At 73.1% G+C, this 18,353-nt stretch carries 3 protein-coding genes; all 3 read left to right on the top strand.

Annotation, left to right across the window (positions count from 1 at the left end):
* Nucleotides 1–2,395: SDR family NAD(P)-dependent oxidoreductase (locus BT364_RS36115; protein ID WP_143166608.1), on the top strand; the 2,395-nt coding region annotated here is incomplete at its 5' end.
* Between the two features lie 48 nt (nt 2,396–2,443).
* Nucleotides 2,444–13,291 carry a type I polyketide synthase gene (locus BT364_RS36110; protein ID WP_072489409.1) on the top strand — a complete coding sequence of 3,616 codons (10,848 nt, stop codon included), beginning with the start codon at nt 2,444–2,446 and terminating at the stop codon, nt 13,289–13,291.
* A gap of 69 nt (nt 13,292–13,360) precedes the next feature.
* Entirely contained in the window at nt 13,361–18,322 is a 4,962-nt protein-coding gene (locus tag BT364_RS36105; protein ID WP_072489408.1) for a type I polyketide synthase, read from the top strand.
* Nucleotides 18,323–18,353 lie beyond the last annotated feature (31 nt).

Here is an 18,353-nt window from a genome sequence, read left to right as displayed (position 1 = left end):
CGAGAACACCGGCACCGACGCCGCAACCCTCGGCACCCTCCGCCGCGACGAAGGCGGACCCGACCGCTTCCTCACCTCCCTCACCGAAGCCCACGTCCACGGCACCACCGTCGACTGGCCGGCCGTCTTCGCCGACACCGGCGCCACCCGCACCCCCCTCCCCACCTACGCCTTCCAACGCACCCACTACTGGCCCGAGTTGTCCGTCGAATCGGTCACGGCCGGTGCGGCCGCCATCGACGCCCGCTTCTGGGAGGCGGTCGAGCACGAGGACCTGGACGCGCTGTCGCAGGCGCTGGGCGGTGCCGACACCGAGCCGCTGAGGGCGGCCCTGCCGACGCTGTTCAGCTGGCGGCGGCAGCAGCGTGAGCAGTCCGCGCTGGACAACTGGACCTACCGCGTCACCTGGAAGTCGGCCGATTCCGCGGGCAGCGGCACTCCGCTTCTGCCGGGGCGCTGGCTGCTGGCCGTGCCGGAGAGCTTCTCCGTCGACGACAAGCTCGTCGACGCCCTCGCCGCCGCGCTGGCCGAGCACGGTGCGGATGTCAGCCGGGTCGCGGTGGCCGAGCGGTCGGCGCTCGCCGCCACCCTCGCGGGTCTGGACCCCGAGGGAATCGACGGAGTCGTCTCGCTGCTGGCGCTCGCGGAGACCGCCGAGACCACCGCGGCCACGGAGCCGTTGGGCCTGCTGGGTACGGTCGTGCTCCTCCAGGCCCTGGGTGACGCGGGTGTCCAGGCGCCCCTGTGGTGCCTGACCCGAGGTGCCGTCTCGGTCGGCGCGGCCGATCGTCTCGTCAGCCCGGCGCAGGCGGCCGTCTGGGGTCTGGGCCGGGTCGCCGGGCTCGAACTGCCGCAGCGCTGGGGCGGTCTCGTCGACCTCCCGGCCGAGCTCGACGAGCAGGTCGCCGCCCGCCTGTGCGGGATCCTGGCCGCGGGCGACAAGGCCGAGGACCAGCTGGCACTGCGCGAGCAGGGCGTGTTCGTACGACGCCTCGTCCGTACCCGCCTCGACAGCACCAGCGACGAGGGGCAGCCCACCGCCGACTGGACCCCGCGCGGCACCGTACTGATCACCGGCGGCACCGGCGCCCTCGGCGGGCATGTCGCCCGCCGGCTGGCCCGTAACGGCGCCGAACACCTCGTACTGACCGGCCGTCGCGGGCCCGAAACCCCCGGTGCGGCCGAACTGCGCGACGAAATAACCGAGTTGGGTGCGCATGTGACCATCGCGGCCTGCGATGTCGGCGACCGTGATGCCCTGCGTGACCTGTTCGACGGCCTCGACGCCGCCGGTACGCCGGTCACGGCGGTGCTGCACGCCGCGGACGCCACGGCCGACGGCCTCATCGACGGCCTGACCCCGGACGGGGTGGTGGACGCGCTGCGTGCGAAGGCGGCCGGCGCCGTTCACCTGCACGAGCTCACCGAGGACCGTGACCTGGACGCCTTCGTCCTGTTCTCCGCGTTCGCAGGCACCGTCGGCGGCATCGGCCAGGGCAGTTATGCCGCGGCCAACGCCCACCTCGACGCCCTGGCGGGCCACCGCCGGGCGCTGGGGCTGGCAGGCACGTCGATCGCCTGGGGCCCCTGGGCCGAGGGCGGCACGGCGCACGGCGACCCGGGATTCGCCGACCGCATGCGCGGTCGTGGCCTGCCCGTGCTGCCGACCGAGGCGGCCCTGACCGCACTCGGCCGCGTCGCGGCCGGCGCCGGGACTCGCGACACGGCGGCCGTGCTGGTCGCCGACGTGGACTGGACCTCCTTCCTGACCGCTTTCCTCGCCGCCCGCCCGGCGGCCTGGCTGGGGGACGTCCCGGAGGTGCGGAAGTACGTCACGGACTCCGCCGCCGAGGAGACGGAGGGCGGTTCTGCCGCCTTCGCGGCCTCGCTCTCCGGGTTGTCGGACGCGGAGGCGGCACGGAAGCTGCTGGAACTGGTACGGACCGAGGCGGCCGTGGTGCTGGGCTACGAAACGGTGGAGCCGATCGGCGCCAAACGGCCGTTCCGGGACCTCGGATTCGAGTCGCTCACCGCCGTCAACCTGCGGAACCAGCTGAGCGCGAGGACGGGTCTAAGACTCCCCGTCACCCTGGTGTTCGACCACCCGACGCCCACCGCGCTGGCGGAATTCCTGCGCGGCGAGCTGGGGGGCGCGCAGGAGACGCCGGAAACGGCGGTGCTGTCGGAGCTGGACCGGCTGGAGTCGGGCCTGTCCGTCCTCGACGGCGACGAGGGAGCCCGTCAACGGGTCACCTCGCGCCTGCGGGCCCTGGTGGCCCGGCTGGACGGGGGACAGACCCCCGTCGAGGCGGGCGACAGCGTGGTGGACCAGCTGGATGCGGCGAGTGCCGAAGAAGTACTGGCCTTTATCGACAACGAGTTCGGAGAGGTCTGAAAAGCGTGTTCGTCGAGTGTGCGGAATTCTTGGAGGGGTTGGCGGGCCATGGCGGATGACAAGAAGGTCCTGGATTATCTGAAGCGGATGACCGCCGATCTCCACCAGACCCGGCAGCGCGTGCGCGAGCTGGAGGCGGGTGAGCACGAGCCGGTCGCCATCGTTTCGATGAGCTGCCGGTTCCCCGGAGGGGTGGGGTCGCCGGAGGACCTGTGGAAGCTGGTGTCCGAGGGGAAGGACGCGATATCCGCGTTCCCCGAGGACCGGGGCTGGGACCTGGAGAAGCTGTACGACGCGGACCCCGACAAGCGCGGTTCGTCGTACGCGAGTTCAGGCGGTTTCCTCGGCGGGGTCGGCGACTTCGACCCGGCGCTGTTCGACATCAGCCCGCGTGAGGCGCTGGCGATGGACCCGCAGCAGCGGCTCCTGCTGGAGAGCACCTGGGAGCTGTTCGAGCGCGCGGGCATGGCCCCGTCCTCGATGCGCGGCCGCCAGGTCGGTGTGTTCGCCGGTGCGTCCGGCGAGGACTACTCCACGATGCTCCAGTTCACCGAGGGCATCGAGGGCTACTACCTCACCGGCACCTCCGGCAGCGTGGTCTCCGGCCGTATCGCCTACACCTTCGGGCTGGAAGGACCCGCGGTCTCGGTCGACACCGCCTGCTCCTCGGCGCTCGTCTCCATCCACCTCGCCGCCCAGTCCCTGCGTCAGCGCGAGTGCACCCTCGCCGTCGCGGGTGGTGTGACGGTCATGTCCGCGCCCGGCATGTTCATCGAGTTCAGCCGCCAGCGCGGACTCGCCTCCGACGGCCGCTGCAAGGCCTTCGCCGATTCCGCCGACGGCACCGGCTGGTCCGAGGGCGTCGGCCTGGTCCTGCTGGAGCGGCTGTCCGACGCCCGCCGCAACGGCCACGAGGTCCTCGCCGTCATCCGCGGCTCCGCCGTCAACCAGGACGGCGCCTCCAACGGCCTGACCGCCCCCAACGGCCCCTCCCAGCAGCGCGTCATCCGCCAGGCCCTCGCCAGCGCCGGACTGTCCGCCGCACAGGTCGACGCCGTCGAGGCGCACGGCACCGGTACGAAGCTGGGCGACCCGATCGAGGCCCAGGCACTCATCAACACGTACGGCCAGGACCGCGCCGAGGACAAGCCACTCCGGCTCGGCTCGCTGAAGTCCAACCTCGGCCACACCCAGGCCGCCGCCGGTGTCGCCGGCATCATCAAGATGGTCATGGCCCTGCGCCACGGGGTCCTGCCGCGCACACTGCACGTGGACGAGCCCTCCTCGCACGTCGACTGGACCGCGGGCAACGTCGAACTGCTCACCGAGGCCCGGGAGTGGCCCGCGACGGACGAGCCGCGCCGCTTCGGCGTCTCCTCCTTCGGCATCAGCGGCACCAACGCCCACACCATCATCGAGGAGGCGCCCGCCCCCGAGCAGACGCCCGCCCCCGAGGAAGCCCCCGCCGCCACCGCACCCACCGGCCTCGCCTGGCTCCTCTCCGGCCGCACCGAAGCGGCCGTGGCCGCCCAGGCCGCCCGGCTCGTCGACCGGCTCGCCACCGACCCCGCCGCCGGGGCACTGGACATCGCCTGGTCGACCGCCGTCACCCGCTCCGCCCTCGACCATCGCGTCGCCGTCCTCGGCAAGGACCGAGAGGAACTCCTCGCCGGGCTGTGCTCCGTCGCCGACGGAGCCACCGCCCCCGGCGTACTCACCGGCACCGCCCTGGAGAACGGCCAACTGGCCTTCCTGTTCTCCGGCCAGGGCTCGCAGCGCGCCGCCATGGGCCGCGAACTGTACGCATCCCAGCCGGTGTTCGCCGACGCCTTCGACGCAGTCTGCGCCGAACTCGACAAGCACCTCGACGAGCCGGTCAAGGACATCGTCTTCGGCGGCTCCGAGCTGCTGGACCAGACCGTCTACACCCAGGCCGGTCTCTTCGCCCTCGAAGTCGCGCTGTTCCGTCTCGTCACGCACTGGGGCATCACCCCCGACTACCTGCTCGGCCACTCCATCGGCGAGCTGGCCGCCGCCCATGTCGCGGGCGTCTGGTCCCTGGAGGACGCGGCCGCCCTCGTCGCCGCCCGCGGCCGCCTCATGCAGGCCCTCCCGGCCGGCGGCGCCATGGTCGCCGTCCAGGCCACCGAGGCCGACATCCTGCCGCTCCTGACCGAGCACGTCTCCCTCGCCGCCGTCAACGGCCCCGACTCCGTCGTCGTGTCCGGCGACGAGGACGCCGTACTGGCCGTCGCGGCCCGCTTCGAGAAGACCAAGCGCCTCCGCGTCAGCCACGCCTTCCACTCCCCGCACATGGACGGCATGCTCGACGACTTCGCCAAGGTCGCCGGAACCCTCACGTTCGACGAACCGCGGCTGCCGATCGTCTCCAACCTCACCGGCGACGTCGTCCCCGCCGAAGAGCTGCGTACCCCGGAGTACTGGGTCCGTCACGTCCGCGAGGCCGTCCGCTTCGCCGACGGGCTGCGCACCCTCGACGGCCTCGGCGTCACCACCTACCTCGAACTCGGCGCCGGCGGCTCCCTCGCCGCCCTCGGCAACGACACCGTCGAGACCGCCACCGCCGCCTTCGTGCCCGCCCTGCGCAAGGACCGCCCGGAGACCGACGCGCTGACCGCCGCCGTCGCCGAACTCCACGTCCGCGGCGCCCGCGTCGACTGGGCCGCCTTCTACGCAGGCAGCGGTGCCCGCACCGTCACCCTGCCCACGTACGCCTTCCAGCACGAGCGCTACTGGCCCAAGCTGCCAACCGGCTGGACCGGCGACATCTCCGCCATCGGCCAGCGCTCCGCCGGCCACCCGCTGCTCGGCGCCGCCGTCAGCCTCGCCGACGGCGACGGCATGCTCTTCACCGGCTGCCTGTCCCAGCAGACCCACCCGTGGCTCTCCGACCACGTCGTCCTCGGTACGACGCTGCTGCCCGGCACGGCGTTCGTCGAGCTCGCCATCACCGCGGGCGACGAGGTCGGCTGCGGCCAGGTCCGCGAACTCAACCTGGAAGCCCCCCTCGTCCTGCCCGAGCAGGGCGGCATCGCCCTTCAGGTCTCCGTCGGCCCCGCCGACGCCCAGGGCCTGCGCAGCGTGACCGTGCACTCCCGCCCGGCCGCCGCCGACACCGACGAGCCGTGGACCCGCCATGCCGGCGGCACCCTCGCCCCGGCCGGCCCCGCCGGGACGGCCGACGACGATCTCACCGCCTGGCCCCCGCCCGGCGCCACCCCCCTGCCGCTCGACGGCTTCTACGAGAACCTCTCCGCGCAGAGCTACGACTACGGGCACGCCTTCCAGGGCCTGCACACCGCCTGGCGCCGCGGCGAGGAACTCTTCGCCGAGGTCCGCCTCCCCGAGGACATCGCCGCCGAGGCCCGCTCCTTCGGCCTGCACCCGGCCCTGCTCGACATGGCCATGCACCTCAACGCCCTCAACGACTTCGACGGCGGCATGGGCGAGGGCCGCGGGCGCCTGCCGTTCTCCTGGAACGGCGTCACCCTGCACGCCGCCGGCGCCTCCTCGGTGCGCGTCCGGCTCGCCCGTACCGCGGGCAGCGACGGCGTCACCGTCCGGCTCGCCGACGAGACGGGCACACCCGTCGCCACCGTCGGGGAACTCATGTTCCGGCCCGTCTCCGCCGAACAGCTCGGCAACGGCCTCGGCGGCCGCAACGACTCCCTGTTCCGCGTCGACTGGACCGGAGTACCGGCCACCGCCGCCCACGACACCGACGACTGGGTGCTCCTCGGCGACAACGCCCTCAAGCTCCCCGCCGCCGCCCGGTTCGACAGCCTCGACGCCCTCGGCGCGGCCGTCGACGAGGGGATGCCGCTGCCCGGCACCATCGTCGCGCCGCTGCACACCCGCCCCGGCACCCCGCTCACCACCGGCGCCCACGCCGCCGCGCACCGCGCACTGGAACTCGCCCGGGCACTCCTGGCCGACGAGCGGTTCGAACAGTCCCGGCTGGTCCTCGTGACCTGCGGGGCCGTCGCCGCCACCGCCGACGAGGACCTCGACGACCTCGCCCAGTCCGCCGCCTGGGGCCTGATCCGCTCCGCGCAGAACGAGAACCCGGGACGCTTCGTCCTCGTCGACCTCGACGGGACCCAGCCCTCACGCCGGGCACTGCCCCAGGCCCTCGCCGCCGGGGAGCCACAACTCGCTGTTCGTGAAGGCGAGTTGTATGCACCCCGCCTCGCCCGCGCCCCCCGCACCGACGCCCCGGACACCCCCCGCCCGCTGCTCGACCCCGAGGGCACCGTCCTGATCACCGGTGCCACCGGCGCCATCGGCACCCTCCTCGCCGAGCACCTGGTACGAGCCCACGACGCCCGCCACCTGCTGCTGCTCAGCCGCCGCGGTGCCGAAGCGCCGGGCGCCGCCGAGCTGACCGCCCGCCTCGAAGAGCTGGGCGCCGACGTCACCTTCGCCGCCTGCGACGCCGGGGACCGCGACAGCCTGGAAAGGAACCTCGGCGCCATCCCGGCCGCGCACCCGCTCACGGCCGTCCTGCACGCCGCCGGCCTGTCCGACGACGGCATCCTCACCGCCCTGACACCCGAGCGCATCGACAGCGTCCTCACCCCCAAGGCCGACGCCGCCGTCCACCTGCACGAACTCACCCAGGACCTGAACCTCACGTCCTTCGTCCTGTTCTCCTCCCTCGCCGCCACCTTCGGCGGCCCCGGACAGGGCAACTACGCCGCCGCCAACCTCTTCCTCGACCAGCTCGCCCAGTGGCGCCGGCAGCGCGGCCTGCCCGCCGTCTCCCTCGCCTGGGGCCTGTGGGCCGAGCGCAGCGGACTCGCCGCCAACCTCGACGAGTCCCACCTCCAGCGCATCAACAGCTCCGGCGTCACCGCCATCGCCTCCGAGGACGGCCTCGCCCTCTTCGACGCGGCCACCGCCCGCCCCGAAGCGATGGTCATCCCCGCACACATCAACCTGCCGTCGCGGGCCGAGAGCCCCGAGGCGGTGCCGCCGATCCTGCGCGGCCTGATCAGGGCCACCGCCCGCCCGGCCGCCGCCACCGCCGGCACCACCGTGGTCTCCTCGCTCGTCCGGCAGCTCGTCGAGCTGCCCGAGCCGGACCGTACGGCCTTCGTCCTGGACGTCGTACGCGACGCCGCGGCCGCCGTGCTCGGCTACCGCTCCGCGAACGAGATCCAGGCCCAGCGCGCCTTCAGCGACCTCGGCTTCGACTCGCTCACCGCCGTCGAGATGCGCAACCGGCTCAGCCTGGCCACCGAACTGAGCCTGCCCGCCACCCTCGTCTTCGACTACCCGACCCCCGCCGTCCTCGCCGACCACCTGTGCGCCGAACTCCTCGGCAGCCCCGCCGCTGTCGCCGAATTCGCCGCCGCCACCGCCGGGGACGACGACCCGATCGCCATCATCGGCATGAGCTGCCGCCTGCCCGGCGACGTCCGCTCGCCCGAGGACCTGTGGCAACTGGTCCGCGACGGCGTCGACGCCATGGGCCCCGTACCGTCCGACCGCGGCTGGAAGATCAACGGCCTGCCCGGCGCCGAAACCGGCCCGGACGGCGGCCCCTTCGAACTGCGCGGCGGCTTCGTCGCCGACCCCGCGGGCTTCGACCCGGCCTTCTTCGGCATCTCGCCGCGCGAGGCCACCACCATGGACCCGCAGCAGCGGCTCCTCCTCGAAACCTCCTGGGAAGCCTTCGAACGGGCCGGAATCGACCCGGCCACCGTCAAGGGCACCAGCGTCGGCGTCTTCGCCGGCTCCAGCGGCCAGGACTACTCCGCCCTGCTCAACGCCTCCGAGGGCAACGAGGGCTACCTCCTCACCGGCACCACCGCCAGCGTCGTCTCCGGCCGCGTCTCGTACGCCTTCGGCTTCGAAGGCCCCGCCGTCACCGTCGACACCGCCTGCTCGTCCTCGCTGGTCGCCCTGCACCTCGCCACCCAGGCGCTGCGCCAGGGCGAGTGCACCATGGCCCTCGCAGGCGGCGTGATGGTGATGGCCACCCCCGCGGCCTTCGCCGGCCTCAGTGGACAGGGCGGCTTCGCCTCCGACGGCCGCTGCAAGGCCTTCTCCGAGACGGCCGACGGCACCGGCTGGTCCGAAGGCGTCGGCGTACTCCTCGTCGAACGTCTCTCCGACGCCCGCCGCAACGGCCACGAGGTCCTCGCCGTCGTACGCGGCTCCGCCATCAACCAGGACGGCGCCTCCAACGGCATCACCGCCCCCAACGGCCCCTCACAGCAGCGGGTCATCCGCCAGGCCCTCGCCAACGCCCGCCTGACCACCGCCGACGTGGACGCCGTCGAGGCCCACGGCACCGGCACCAAGCTGGGCGACCCGATCGAGGCGCAGGCCCTGCTCGCCACCTACGGCCAGGACCGCGCCGAAGGACGCGCGCTGCGCCTCGGCTCCGTCAAGTCGAACATCGGCCACACCCAGGCCGCCGCCGGAGTCTCCGGCATCATCAAGATGGTCATGGCGATCCGGAACGGGATCCTGCCCAAGAGCCTCCACATCGACGAGCCGTCCACCCACGTCGACTGGACCGCCGGCGCCGTCGAGCTCCTCACCACGGAGCAGGAGTGGCCGGAGACCGGGCAGCCACGCCGAGGCGCCGTGTCCTCCTTCGGAGTCTCGGGCACCAACGCCCACATCATCCTGGAGCAGGCGCCCGAGACCGCCCCGGCGGACGAGACCCCCGCCCTCACCGAGGGCCCGCTGCTCAACACCCCCGCCCTCCCGTTCGTCCTCTCCGCGAAGAGCGAGCAGGCACTCCAGGCCCAGGCGGAGAGCCTGCTGCGGCACCTCACCGACCACCCCGCGCCCGACCTCACGGACATCGCCTGGTCGCTGACCGCCACCCGCGCCCACTTCGACCACCGAGCCGCCCTGGTGACACGCGACCGCGCCGAACTGCTGCGCGGCCTGGAGTCCTTCGCGGCCGGCCTGGCCGCGCCGGGCACGGTCTCCGCCAGGACACGGCCGTCCGCCCGTCCGGTGTTCGTGTTTCCGGGCCAGGGGGCGCAGTGGTTCGGCATGGCGGTCGGACTGCTGGAGTCCTCGCCGGTGTTCGCGGCGCGGATGGCCGAGTGCGCGGCCGCACTGGAGCCGTACACCGACTGGTCGCTGCTCGACGTCGTACGCGGCGTGAAGGGTGCGCCCGGCCTGGACCGCGTCGATGTCGTCCAGCCGGTGCTGTGGGCCGTGATGATGTCCCTCGCCGAGGTGTGGCGGTCGTTCGGGGTCCGTCCGGCGGCGGTCATCGGTCACTCGCAGGGCGAGATCGCGGCAGCCGCCGTGGCGGGCATCCTGACCCTCCAGGACGCGGCGAAGGTGGTCGCCCTGCGCAGCCGGGCGATCACCGCGCTCGCGGGCCGGGGCGGCATGGTGTCCGTGGCCCAGCCCGCCGCCTGGGTACGGGAGAAGATCGCGGCCTGGGACGGCCGGATCTCCATCGCCGCCGTCAACGGCCCTTCCACCGTGGTCGTTTCGGGCGAACCCGAGGCTCTGGACGAGCTGGTTGCCGACTGCCGGGCCAATGACATCCGTGCCCGCAAGATCGATGTGGACTACGCCTCGCACTCCGCCCATGTGGAGGTGATCGAGGCGGAGTTGGCGAAGCTGCTCGTGGGCATCGCCCCGCGGACCGGCGACACGGCCCTGTACTCGTCCCTCACCGGTGGATTGCTCGACGGTACGGAGATGGGTGCCGGGTACTGGTACGACAACCTCCGCGAGACCGTCGAGTTCGAGCAGGCCACCCGTGCCGCTCTCGCCGACGGCCACAGCGTCTTCATCGAGGTCAGCCCCCACCCGGTCCTCACGATCGGTCTCCAGGGCACCATCGAGGACACCGGCACGGATGCGTCAGCCTTCGGCACCTTGCGCCGTGACGAGGACGAGGCGCAGCGGCTGCTGACATCCCTCTCCGAGGCGCACTGCCACGGTGTCGACATCGACTGGACGGCCGTCTTCGGGACCGGCGTCACCCGCGTCGCCCTGCCCACCTACGCCTTCCAGCACGAGCGGTACTGGCTGCCCATGCCGGGCGACGGTGCAGGAGACCTCGCGTCCGTCGGTCTCGGCGTCACCGAGCACCCGATGCTCGGCGCCGCCGTGCCGCTCGCCGACTCCGACGGGTACGTGTTCACGGGCCGCTTCTCCACCGGGAGCCACCCGTGGATGGCCGAGCACGTCGTGATGGGCACGGTCATCGTGCCGGGCACCGGATTCGTCGAGATGGCCACCCACGCCGCCCACCGGACCGGATGCGACACCGTCGAGGAACTCACCATCGAGGCACCGCTGGTGCTGCCCGAAGGTGGCGCCCGCCAGCTCCAGGTCACCGTCAGTGCCCCGGACGAGACCGGCCGCCGCACCCTCACCGTCCACTCCCGGCCCGCCGAAGCGGCCGCCGACACCGGATTCGAGACGCCGTGGCTGCGGCACGCCACCGGCGTCCTGGCCACCGCGGAGGCCGGTGCCGCACCCACGTACGACTTCGCGGCCTGGCCGCCCGCCGGTGCCACCGAGCTGCCCATGGAGGGCTTCTACGAGCAGGCGCTCCTGACCGGCTTCGACTATGGCCCGATGTTCCGGGGCATCGTCCGCGCCTGGCAGCTCGGCGAGGACATCTATGCCGATCTCGCCCTCCCGCAGGACGGCCGTGCCGAGGCCGCCGACTACGGTCTGCACCCCGGCCTTCTCGACGCCGCCCTCCAGTCCATGGGCGTCGGCGACTTCAAGCCCGGCACCGGTCAGGGCGAGGACGCGGGCAAACCGCGACTGCCCTTCGCCTGGCGCGGGGTGACCGTGCACGCCACCGGCGCGTCGGTCCTGCGGGCCCGGCTGCTGCCCGTCGGCGCCAACGGCATCGGCTTCCGGATCGCCGACGCCACCGGCGCCCCGGTCATCACCATCGGCGAGCTCGCCATGCGGCCCGTCGAGCCCGAGCAGCTCAAGGCCGCGGGCCAGGACAGCGGCAGCGACGCCCTGTTCACCCTCGACTGGACCCCTGTACCGGCCACCGCGCCCGCCCCGGCAGGCACCTGGGCCTTCCTCGGTGCCGACCCGGCCCCGTTCACGGTCGCGGGCAGCCGCCCCGGCGAGTACGCCGATCCGGCCGCGCTCCTCGCCGCCGTCGACGCCGGAACCCCGGTGCCGGACTTCGTGGTCGCCGACCTCCGCGGCACTGCCGCCGGCCCGCTCGCCGAGGCGGCACACGCCACCGGACTCCGCGCCCTCGAACTGCTCCAGCAGTGGATCGGCGACGAGCGCTTCGCGGACACCCGGCTCGTCCTCGCCACCACCGGGGCCCTGGCCGCCGTGCCCGGCGAGGACGTCACCGACCTGGCCGCCGCCCCGGTGTGGGGTCTGGTCAGGTCCGCCCAGTCCGAGCACCCGGACCGCTTCACCCTCGTCGACACCGACGGCGGCGACGCCTCCTGGACCGCGCTCCCCGACGCCCTGTCCCTCGCGGAGACCCAACTCGCTCTGCGTGACGGCACCGTGCTCGCACCACGCCTGGACCGGGCCCCGGCCACCGACGAGGACGCCGCCCTCGCCCTCGACCCCGAGGGCACCGTCCTGATCACCGGCGGCAACGGAGTCCTCGGCAGCCACATCGCCCGCCACCTGGCGGCCGAGAAGGGCGTTCGACGGCTCCTGCTGCTCAGCCGGCGGGGCGGCGACGCCCCCGGCGCGGCCGAACTCGTAGCGGAACTGGCCGACCTGGGCGCCGAGGCGACGACCGTGGCCTGCGACGTCGCGGACCGTGACGCGCTCGCCCGCGTGCTCGACTCGATCCCCGCCACACACCCGCTGACCGCGGTCGTCCACACGGCGGGCACCCTCGACGACGGTGTCATCACCTCCCTCACCCCCGAGCGGCTGGCCGCCGTACAGCGGCCCAAGATCGACGCGGCCGTCCACCTCCACGAGCTCACCGAGGACCGGAACCTCGCCGCGTTCGTGCTCTTCTCCTCCGCCGCCGGAACCCTCGGCAGCTCCGGACAGGGCAACTACGCGGCGGGCAACGCCTTCCTCGACGCGCTCGCCCAGCACCGCCGTGCCCACGGCCTGCCCGCCACTGCTCTCGCCTGGGGCTTCTGGGCCCAGGCGAGCAGCATGACCGGGCACCTCGGCGACGCCGACGTACGCCGTATGAGCGGCGCCGGTGTCACCGGCCTCAGCAACGAGCAGGGCATCGACCTCTTCGACCGGGCCACCGCGCAGACCGGCGCGCTGGTCCTGCCGATCCGGCTGGACTTCGCGGCCCTGCGGGCCCGCGCCGCCGCAGGCGGTCTCCCGCCGATCATGCGCAAGCTCGTCCGCGCCCAGGTCAAGCGGGCGGGTGACACGGGCGGCGCCCCGGTCGTCCCGCTCGCACAGCGGCTGGCCGGTCTGTCCGAGGAGGAGCGCGACCGGGTCGTCCTCGACCTGATCCGCACCCACGCCGCCGCCGTACTCGGCCACGCCACACCGGACGCCATCGATCCGCAGGGGGCGTTCAAGAAGCTCGGCTTCGACTCCCTCATCGCCATCGACCTGCGCAACCGGCTGAACACCGTGACCGGGCTGCGGCTGCCCGCCACGCTCGTCTTCGACTACCCGACCCCCGTGGAACTCGCCGCCCATGTGCGCGGCGAGGTGATCCCCGACACCGCCGGCAACGCCGCCGCCCCCGTCCTCGTCGAGGTCGACCGGCTCGCGGCACTCCTGGCGGGCATCGGGGACGCGGACGCACGTACCCAGATCACCGACCGGCTCAAGGGCCTGCTCGCACAGTGGGCCCCCACGCACACCGCCGCGGGCGAGGACACCGCGAGCGGTCTCGACGAGGCCAGCGACGACGAGATCTTCGACCTCCTCGGCCGGGAGTTCGGCATCTCATGACCAGGGCCTGTCCCAGCCGACACCGCCGGACCTCACCGACCCAGACCCGCTTCGAGGAGCGACCTCACCATGACTGACGCATCGAAGACCGACGAGCAGAAGCTTCGCTACTTCCTCAAGCGGGTTACGGCGGACCTCCAGGAGACCCGCGGCAAGCTCCAGGCCGCCGAGGCCAAGGAGCACGAGCCCATCGCCATCACGGCCATGAGCTGCCGCTTCCCGGGCAACGTCCGTTCCCCCGAGGACCTGTGGCAGGTCGTGCACTCGGGCACCGACGCCCTGTCCGCCTTCCCCGAGGACCGCGGCTGGGACTTCGAGGGCCTTTTCTTCAAGGACCCCGACGAGCCCGACCAGTCGTATTCGCTCGAAGGCGGGTTCGTCTACGACGTCCCCAAGTTCGACGCCGAGTTCTTCGGGATCTCGCCGCGCGAGGCCCTCGCGATGGACCCGCAGCAGCGCATCGTCCTGGAGACCGCATGGGAGGTGGTCGAGCGGGCCGGAATCGACATGGCGTCGCTCCGCTCCACCAAGACCGGTGTGTTCATCGGCACCAGCTTCCAGGGCTACGGCGCCTCCATCGAGAACCCGCCGGAGGGCACCGAACTCTACTTGGGCATCGGCACCACCATCAGCGTCGCCTCCGGCCGCGTCGCCTACACCTTCGGCCTCAACGGCCCGGCCGTCACCGTCGACACCGCCTGCTCGTCGTCGCTGGTCGCCCTGCACATGGCCGCCCAGTCGCTGCGGAAGAACGAGTGCTCCATGGCCCTCGTCGGCGGTGTGACCATCATGGCCAACGCCGGGGCGTTCACCGAGTTCAGCCGCCAGCGCGGCCTGTCCACCAGTGGCCGTTGCAAGGCGTTCTCCGCCGAGGCCGACGGCACCGGCTGGGGCGAGGGCATCGGTATGTTCCTCGTCGAGCGGCTCTCCGACGCCCAGGCCGCCGGACGCCAGGTGCTGGCCGTCATCCGCGGCTCCGGCATCAACCAGGACGGCGCCTCCAACGGCCTCACCGCCCCCAACGGCCCCGCCCAGGCCCGCGTCATCCGCGCGGCCCTCGACGACGCGGGCCTCTCGCCCGCGCAGATCGACCTCGTCGAGGCGCACGGCACCGGCACCACCCTGGGCGACCCCATCGAGGCGCAGGCGCTGCTCGCCGCGTACGGCAAGAGCCGCCCCGAGGGCCGCCCCCTGATGCTCGGCTCGGTCAAGTCGAACATCGGCCACACGCAGGCCGCCGCGGGCGCCGCCGGGCTGATCAAGACCGTCATGGCGATGCGGCACGGCGTGCTGCCGCCCACGCTCCACATCGACACGCCCTCGGAGCACGTCGACTGGAACGCGGGCGAGCTCGCCCTCGTCTCCGAACCCACCCCGTGGCCCGAGACCGGCGCCCCGCGCCGCGCCGGCGTCTCCTCGTTCGGCGTCAGCGGCACCAACTCCCACGTCATCATCGAGCAGGCCCCACCGGCCCCCGAGCCGGCGGCCGACCCGGTCCAGACCGCGCCCACCCGCCTGCCGGCCGTCCCCTGGATCCTGTCCGCCAAGTCCCGAGCGGCACTGCGCGACCAGGCGGCGAACCTGCTGGCGCAGATCCGCGAGGACACGGAGACGTCCGCCACGGACATCGGCCACTCCCTCGCGCTGACCCGGTCCCGCTTCGAGCACCGGGCCGCGATCGTGGCCGGCACGCGGGAGGAGTTCGTCACCGCGCTGGAGACCGTCGCCGCAGGTGAGCCCGGACCGGGCGTGGCCACCGGATCCGCCGTACGCGCCACCAAGCCGGTGTTCGTCTTCCCCGGCCAAGGCGCCCAGTGGGCGGGCATGGCGGTCGGGCTCCTGGAGTCCTCGCCGGTGTTCGCGGCGCGGATGGCCGAGTGCGCCGCCGCGCTGGAGCCGCACGTCGACTGGTCGCTGCTCGACGTGGTCCGCGGCGTCTCGGGCGCGCCCGGCTTCGACCGGGTGGATGTGGTCCAGCCGGTGTTGTGGGCCGTGATGGTGTCCCTGGCGGAGGTGTGGCGGTCGTACGGTGTCGAGCCGGCGGCGGTGATCGGTCACTCGCAGGGTGAGATCGCGGCGGCGGCGGTTGCGGGCATTCTGTCGCTGGGCGATGCGGCGAAGGTGGTGGCCCTGCGCAGCCGGGCGATCATCGCGCTCGCGGGCCGGGGCGGCATGGTGTCGGTGGCGCAGCCCGCCGCCTGGGTACGGGAGAAGATCGCGGCCTGGGACGGCCGGATCTCCATCGCCGCCGTCAACGGACCGTCGTCCGTGGTCGTTTCGGGCGACCCGGAAGCCCTGGACGAGCTCGTCACCGACTGTCAGGCCAACGAGATCCGCGCGCGCAAGGTCGACGTGGACTACGCCTCGCACTCCGCGCACGTGGAGGAGATCGAGGCGGAGTTGGCGAAGCTGCTCGCGGGCATCGCCCCGCGGACCGGCGACACGGCCCTGTACTCCTCCCTCACCGGCGCCCTCCTCGACGGTACGGAGATGGGCTCGGGCTACTGGTACGACAACCTCCGCGAGACCGTCGAGTTCGAGCAGGCCACCCGCACCGCCCTCGCCGACGGCCACAGCGTTTTCATCGAGGTCAGCCCCCACTCCGTCCTCGCGATCGGTCTCCAGGGCACCATCGAGGATGCCGAGGCCGAAGCGGCGACCCTCGGCACCCTGCGCCGCGACGAAGGCGGACTCGACCGCTTCCTGACCTCCCTCGCCGAAGCCCATGTCCACGGCGCTGCCGTCGACTGGGAGAGGGTCTTCGAGGGCACCGGCGCTCGGCGCGTGGCCCTGCCCACGTACGCCTTCCAGGGCACCCGCTACTGGATCGCCGACGAGATCGCCCCGCTCCTCGCCGCCACCGCCGCGAACGAGGCCGATGCCGTCGACACCGACTTCTGGGACGCCGTCGAACGGGCCGACCTCCAGGGCCTCGCCGAGACCCTCAGGGTGGACGGCGACGACGCCGAGCAGACCCTCGGCACGATGGTCCCGCTGCTGTCCTCCTGGCGGAAGCGGCTGCGCGACAAGTCCGCCACGGACGACTGGCGTTACGAGGTCTCGTGGCGCGTCCACTCGCAGCCCTCGGCCGGCCGTCTCGCCGGCACCTGGCTGGTCCCCGTCCCCGCGAGCCTCGCCGACGACCCGTACACCGCCGACGTCCTGAACGCCCTCACGGCCCAGGGCGCCGAACCGGTCGTCCTCACCGTCGACGAGACCGCGACCACCGACCCCGAGCTGCTGGCCGACCGGATCGAAGCGACCCTCGCACCGGAGCACCTCTCGCCCCCCACCGGCGTCCTGTCCCTGCTGGCCCTCGACGGCACCCCGCACCCCGACGGCCCGGCCGTCCCGCGCGGCTACGCCGCCTCCGTAACCCTGCTCCAGGCACTGGGCCGGGCAGGGGTACGCGCCCCGCTGTGGACCGCCACCCGCGGCGCCGTCTCGGTCAACATCGCCGACCCGCTCGACGCCCCGTACCAGGCCGCCGTCTGGGGCCTGGGCCGCGTCGCCGCGCTCGAACACCCCGACCGCTGGGGCGGCCTGGTCGACCTGCCGGCCACCTTCGACGAGCGCACCACCGCGCTCTTCGCCGGGGCCCTCGGCGACTCGGGCCCGGAGGACCAGCTCGCCGTCCGCCCGGCCGGCACCTTCGTCCGCCGCCTGCGCCGCCTGCCCCTCAAGGCGGCCACCGGCGACAGTTCGTGGCGCACCCAGGGCACCGTACTGATCACCGGTGGCACCGGCGCCCTCGGCGGCCAGGTCGCCCGCTGGCTGGCCGGCAGCGGCGCCGAGCACCTGCTGCTCGTCAGCCGCCGCGGCGCCGACGCCCCCGGCGCCGACGCCCTGCACGCCGAACTCACCGGCCTCGGCGCCCAGGTGACCATCGCCGCCTGCGACACCGGCGACCGCGACGCCCTGGCCGTCCTGCTCGGCTCCGTGCCCGCACACCAGCCGCTCACCGCGGTCGTCCACACCGCCGCGGTCCTCGACGACAGCGTCATCGACTCGCTGAGCCTGGACCAGATCGACCGGGCCCTGCACGCCAAGGCCCGCGCGGCGCTCAACCTCCACGAGCTGACCAGGAACCTGGACCTCAAGGCCTTCGTCCTGTTCTCCTCCTTCGGCGGCACCGTCGGAACCCCCGGACAGGGCAACTACGCCCCCGGCAACGCCGTACTCGACGCACTCGCCCTGCACCGGCGCGGCCAGGGGCTGCCCGCCACCTCCGTCGCCTGGGGAGCCTGGGGCGGCGGCGGTATGGCCGACGGCGACTTCGGCGACACGCTCAACCGCCACGGTCTGCGCGAGATGCGGCCGGAACTCGCCACCGGCGCCCTCCAGCAGGCACTGGAGCAGAACGAGAGCAGCCTGCTCATCGCCGACATCGACTGGGAACGCTTCTACACCGCCTTCACCGCGATCCGCAGCAGCCCCTTGCTGGAGGACGTCCCCGAGGTCCGGGACATCGCCCGTGCCATGGCCGAGGCGGGCAGCGGCGCCGAGCCCTCCGAACTCGTCCAGCGCCTGGCCGGCCTGACCGAGCAGGAGCAGGAGAACGCCCTCGTCGAGCTGATCCGCGAGTGCGTGTCCGCGGTCCTCGGCTTCTCCGGGAACGAGGCAGTGCCGGTCAAGAAGGCCTTCCGCGAGATGGGGTTCGACTCCGTCACCGCCGTGGAACTGCGCAACAGGCTGTCCTTGCGCACCGGTCTGAAACTGCCGGTCACCACGGCATTCGACTACCCCACGTCCAAGACTCTGGCGGCGTTCATGCGCGAACAGCTACTCCAGGACGGTGAGGCCGCGGCGACCGCCGCCCTTGAGGAACTCGACCGGATCGAGGCCGCGATGGCGACAGTCGGTGCCGACAACGTCGGTCGTACCCGTGTGCTCCTGCGCATGAAGGCGCTCGTCGCCAGCTGGCAGGAGGAACCGCGCGGTGACGTGCCGGCCTCGGCAGCGGCGGAGATTGACTCCGCCTCGGACGACGAGATGTTCCAGCTGCTCGGCAAGAAGTTCGGCATTTCGTAACCGCTGCCCAGCGCGGCAAGGACACGTCAAG

Source organism: Streptomyces atratus (genome assembly GCF_900119365.1).
GTDB lineage: Bacteria > Actinomycetota > Actinomycetes > Streptomycetales > Streptomycetaceae > Streptomyces > Streptomyces atratus_B.
The sequence above is the reverse complement of the archived record's forward strand: the minus strand, read 5'-3'. Positions and strand labels throughout refer to the sequence as shown.

What these genes read in the sequence shown, in the direction of transcription:
- BT364_RS36110 (WP_072489409.1), top strand. Translation starts at nt 2,444, where the DNA reads ATGGCGGATGACAAGAAGGTCCTGGATTATCTGAAGCGGATGACCGCC.
- BT364_RS36105 (WP_072489408.1), top strand. Translation starts at nt 13,361, where the DNA reads ATGACTGACGCATCGAAGACCGACGAGCAGAAGCTTCGCTACTTCCTC.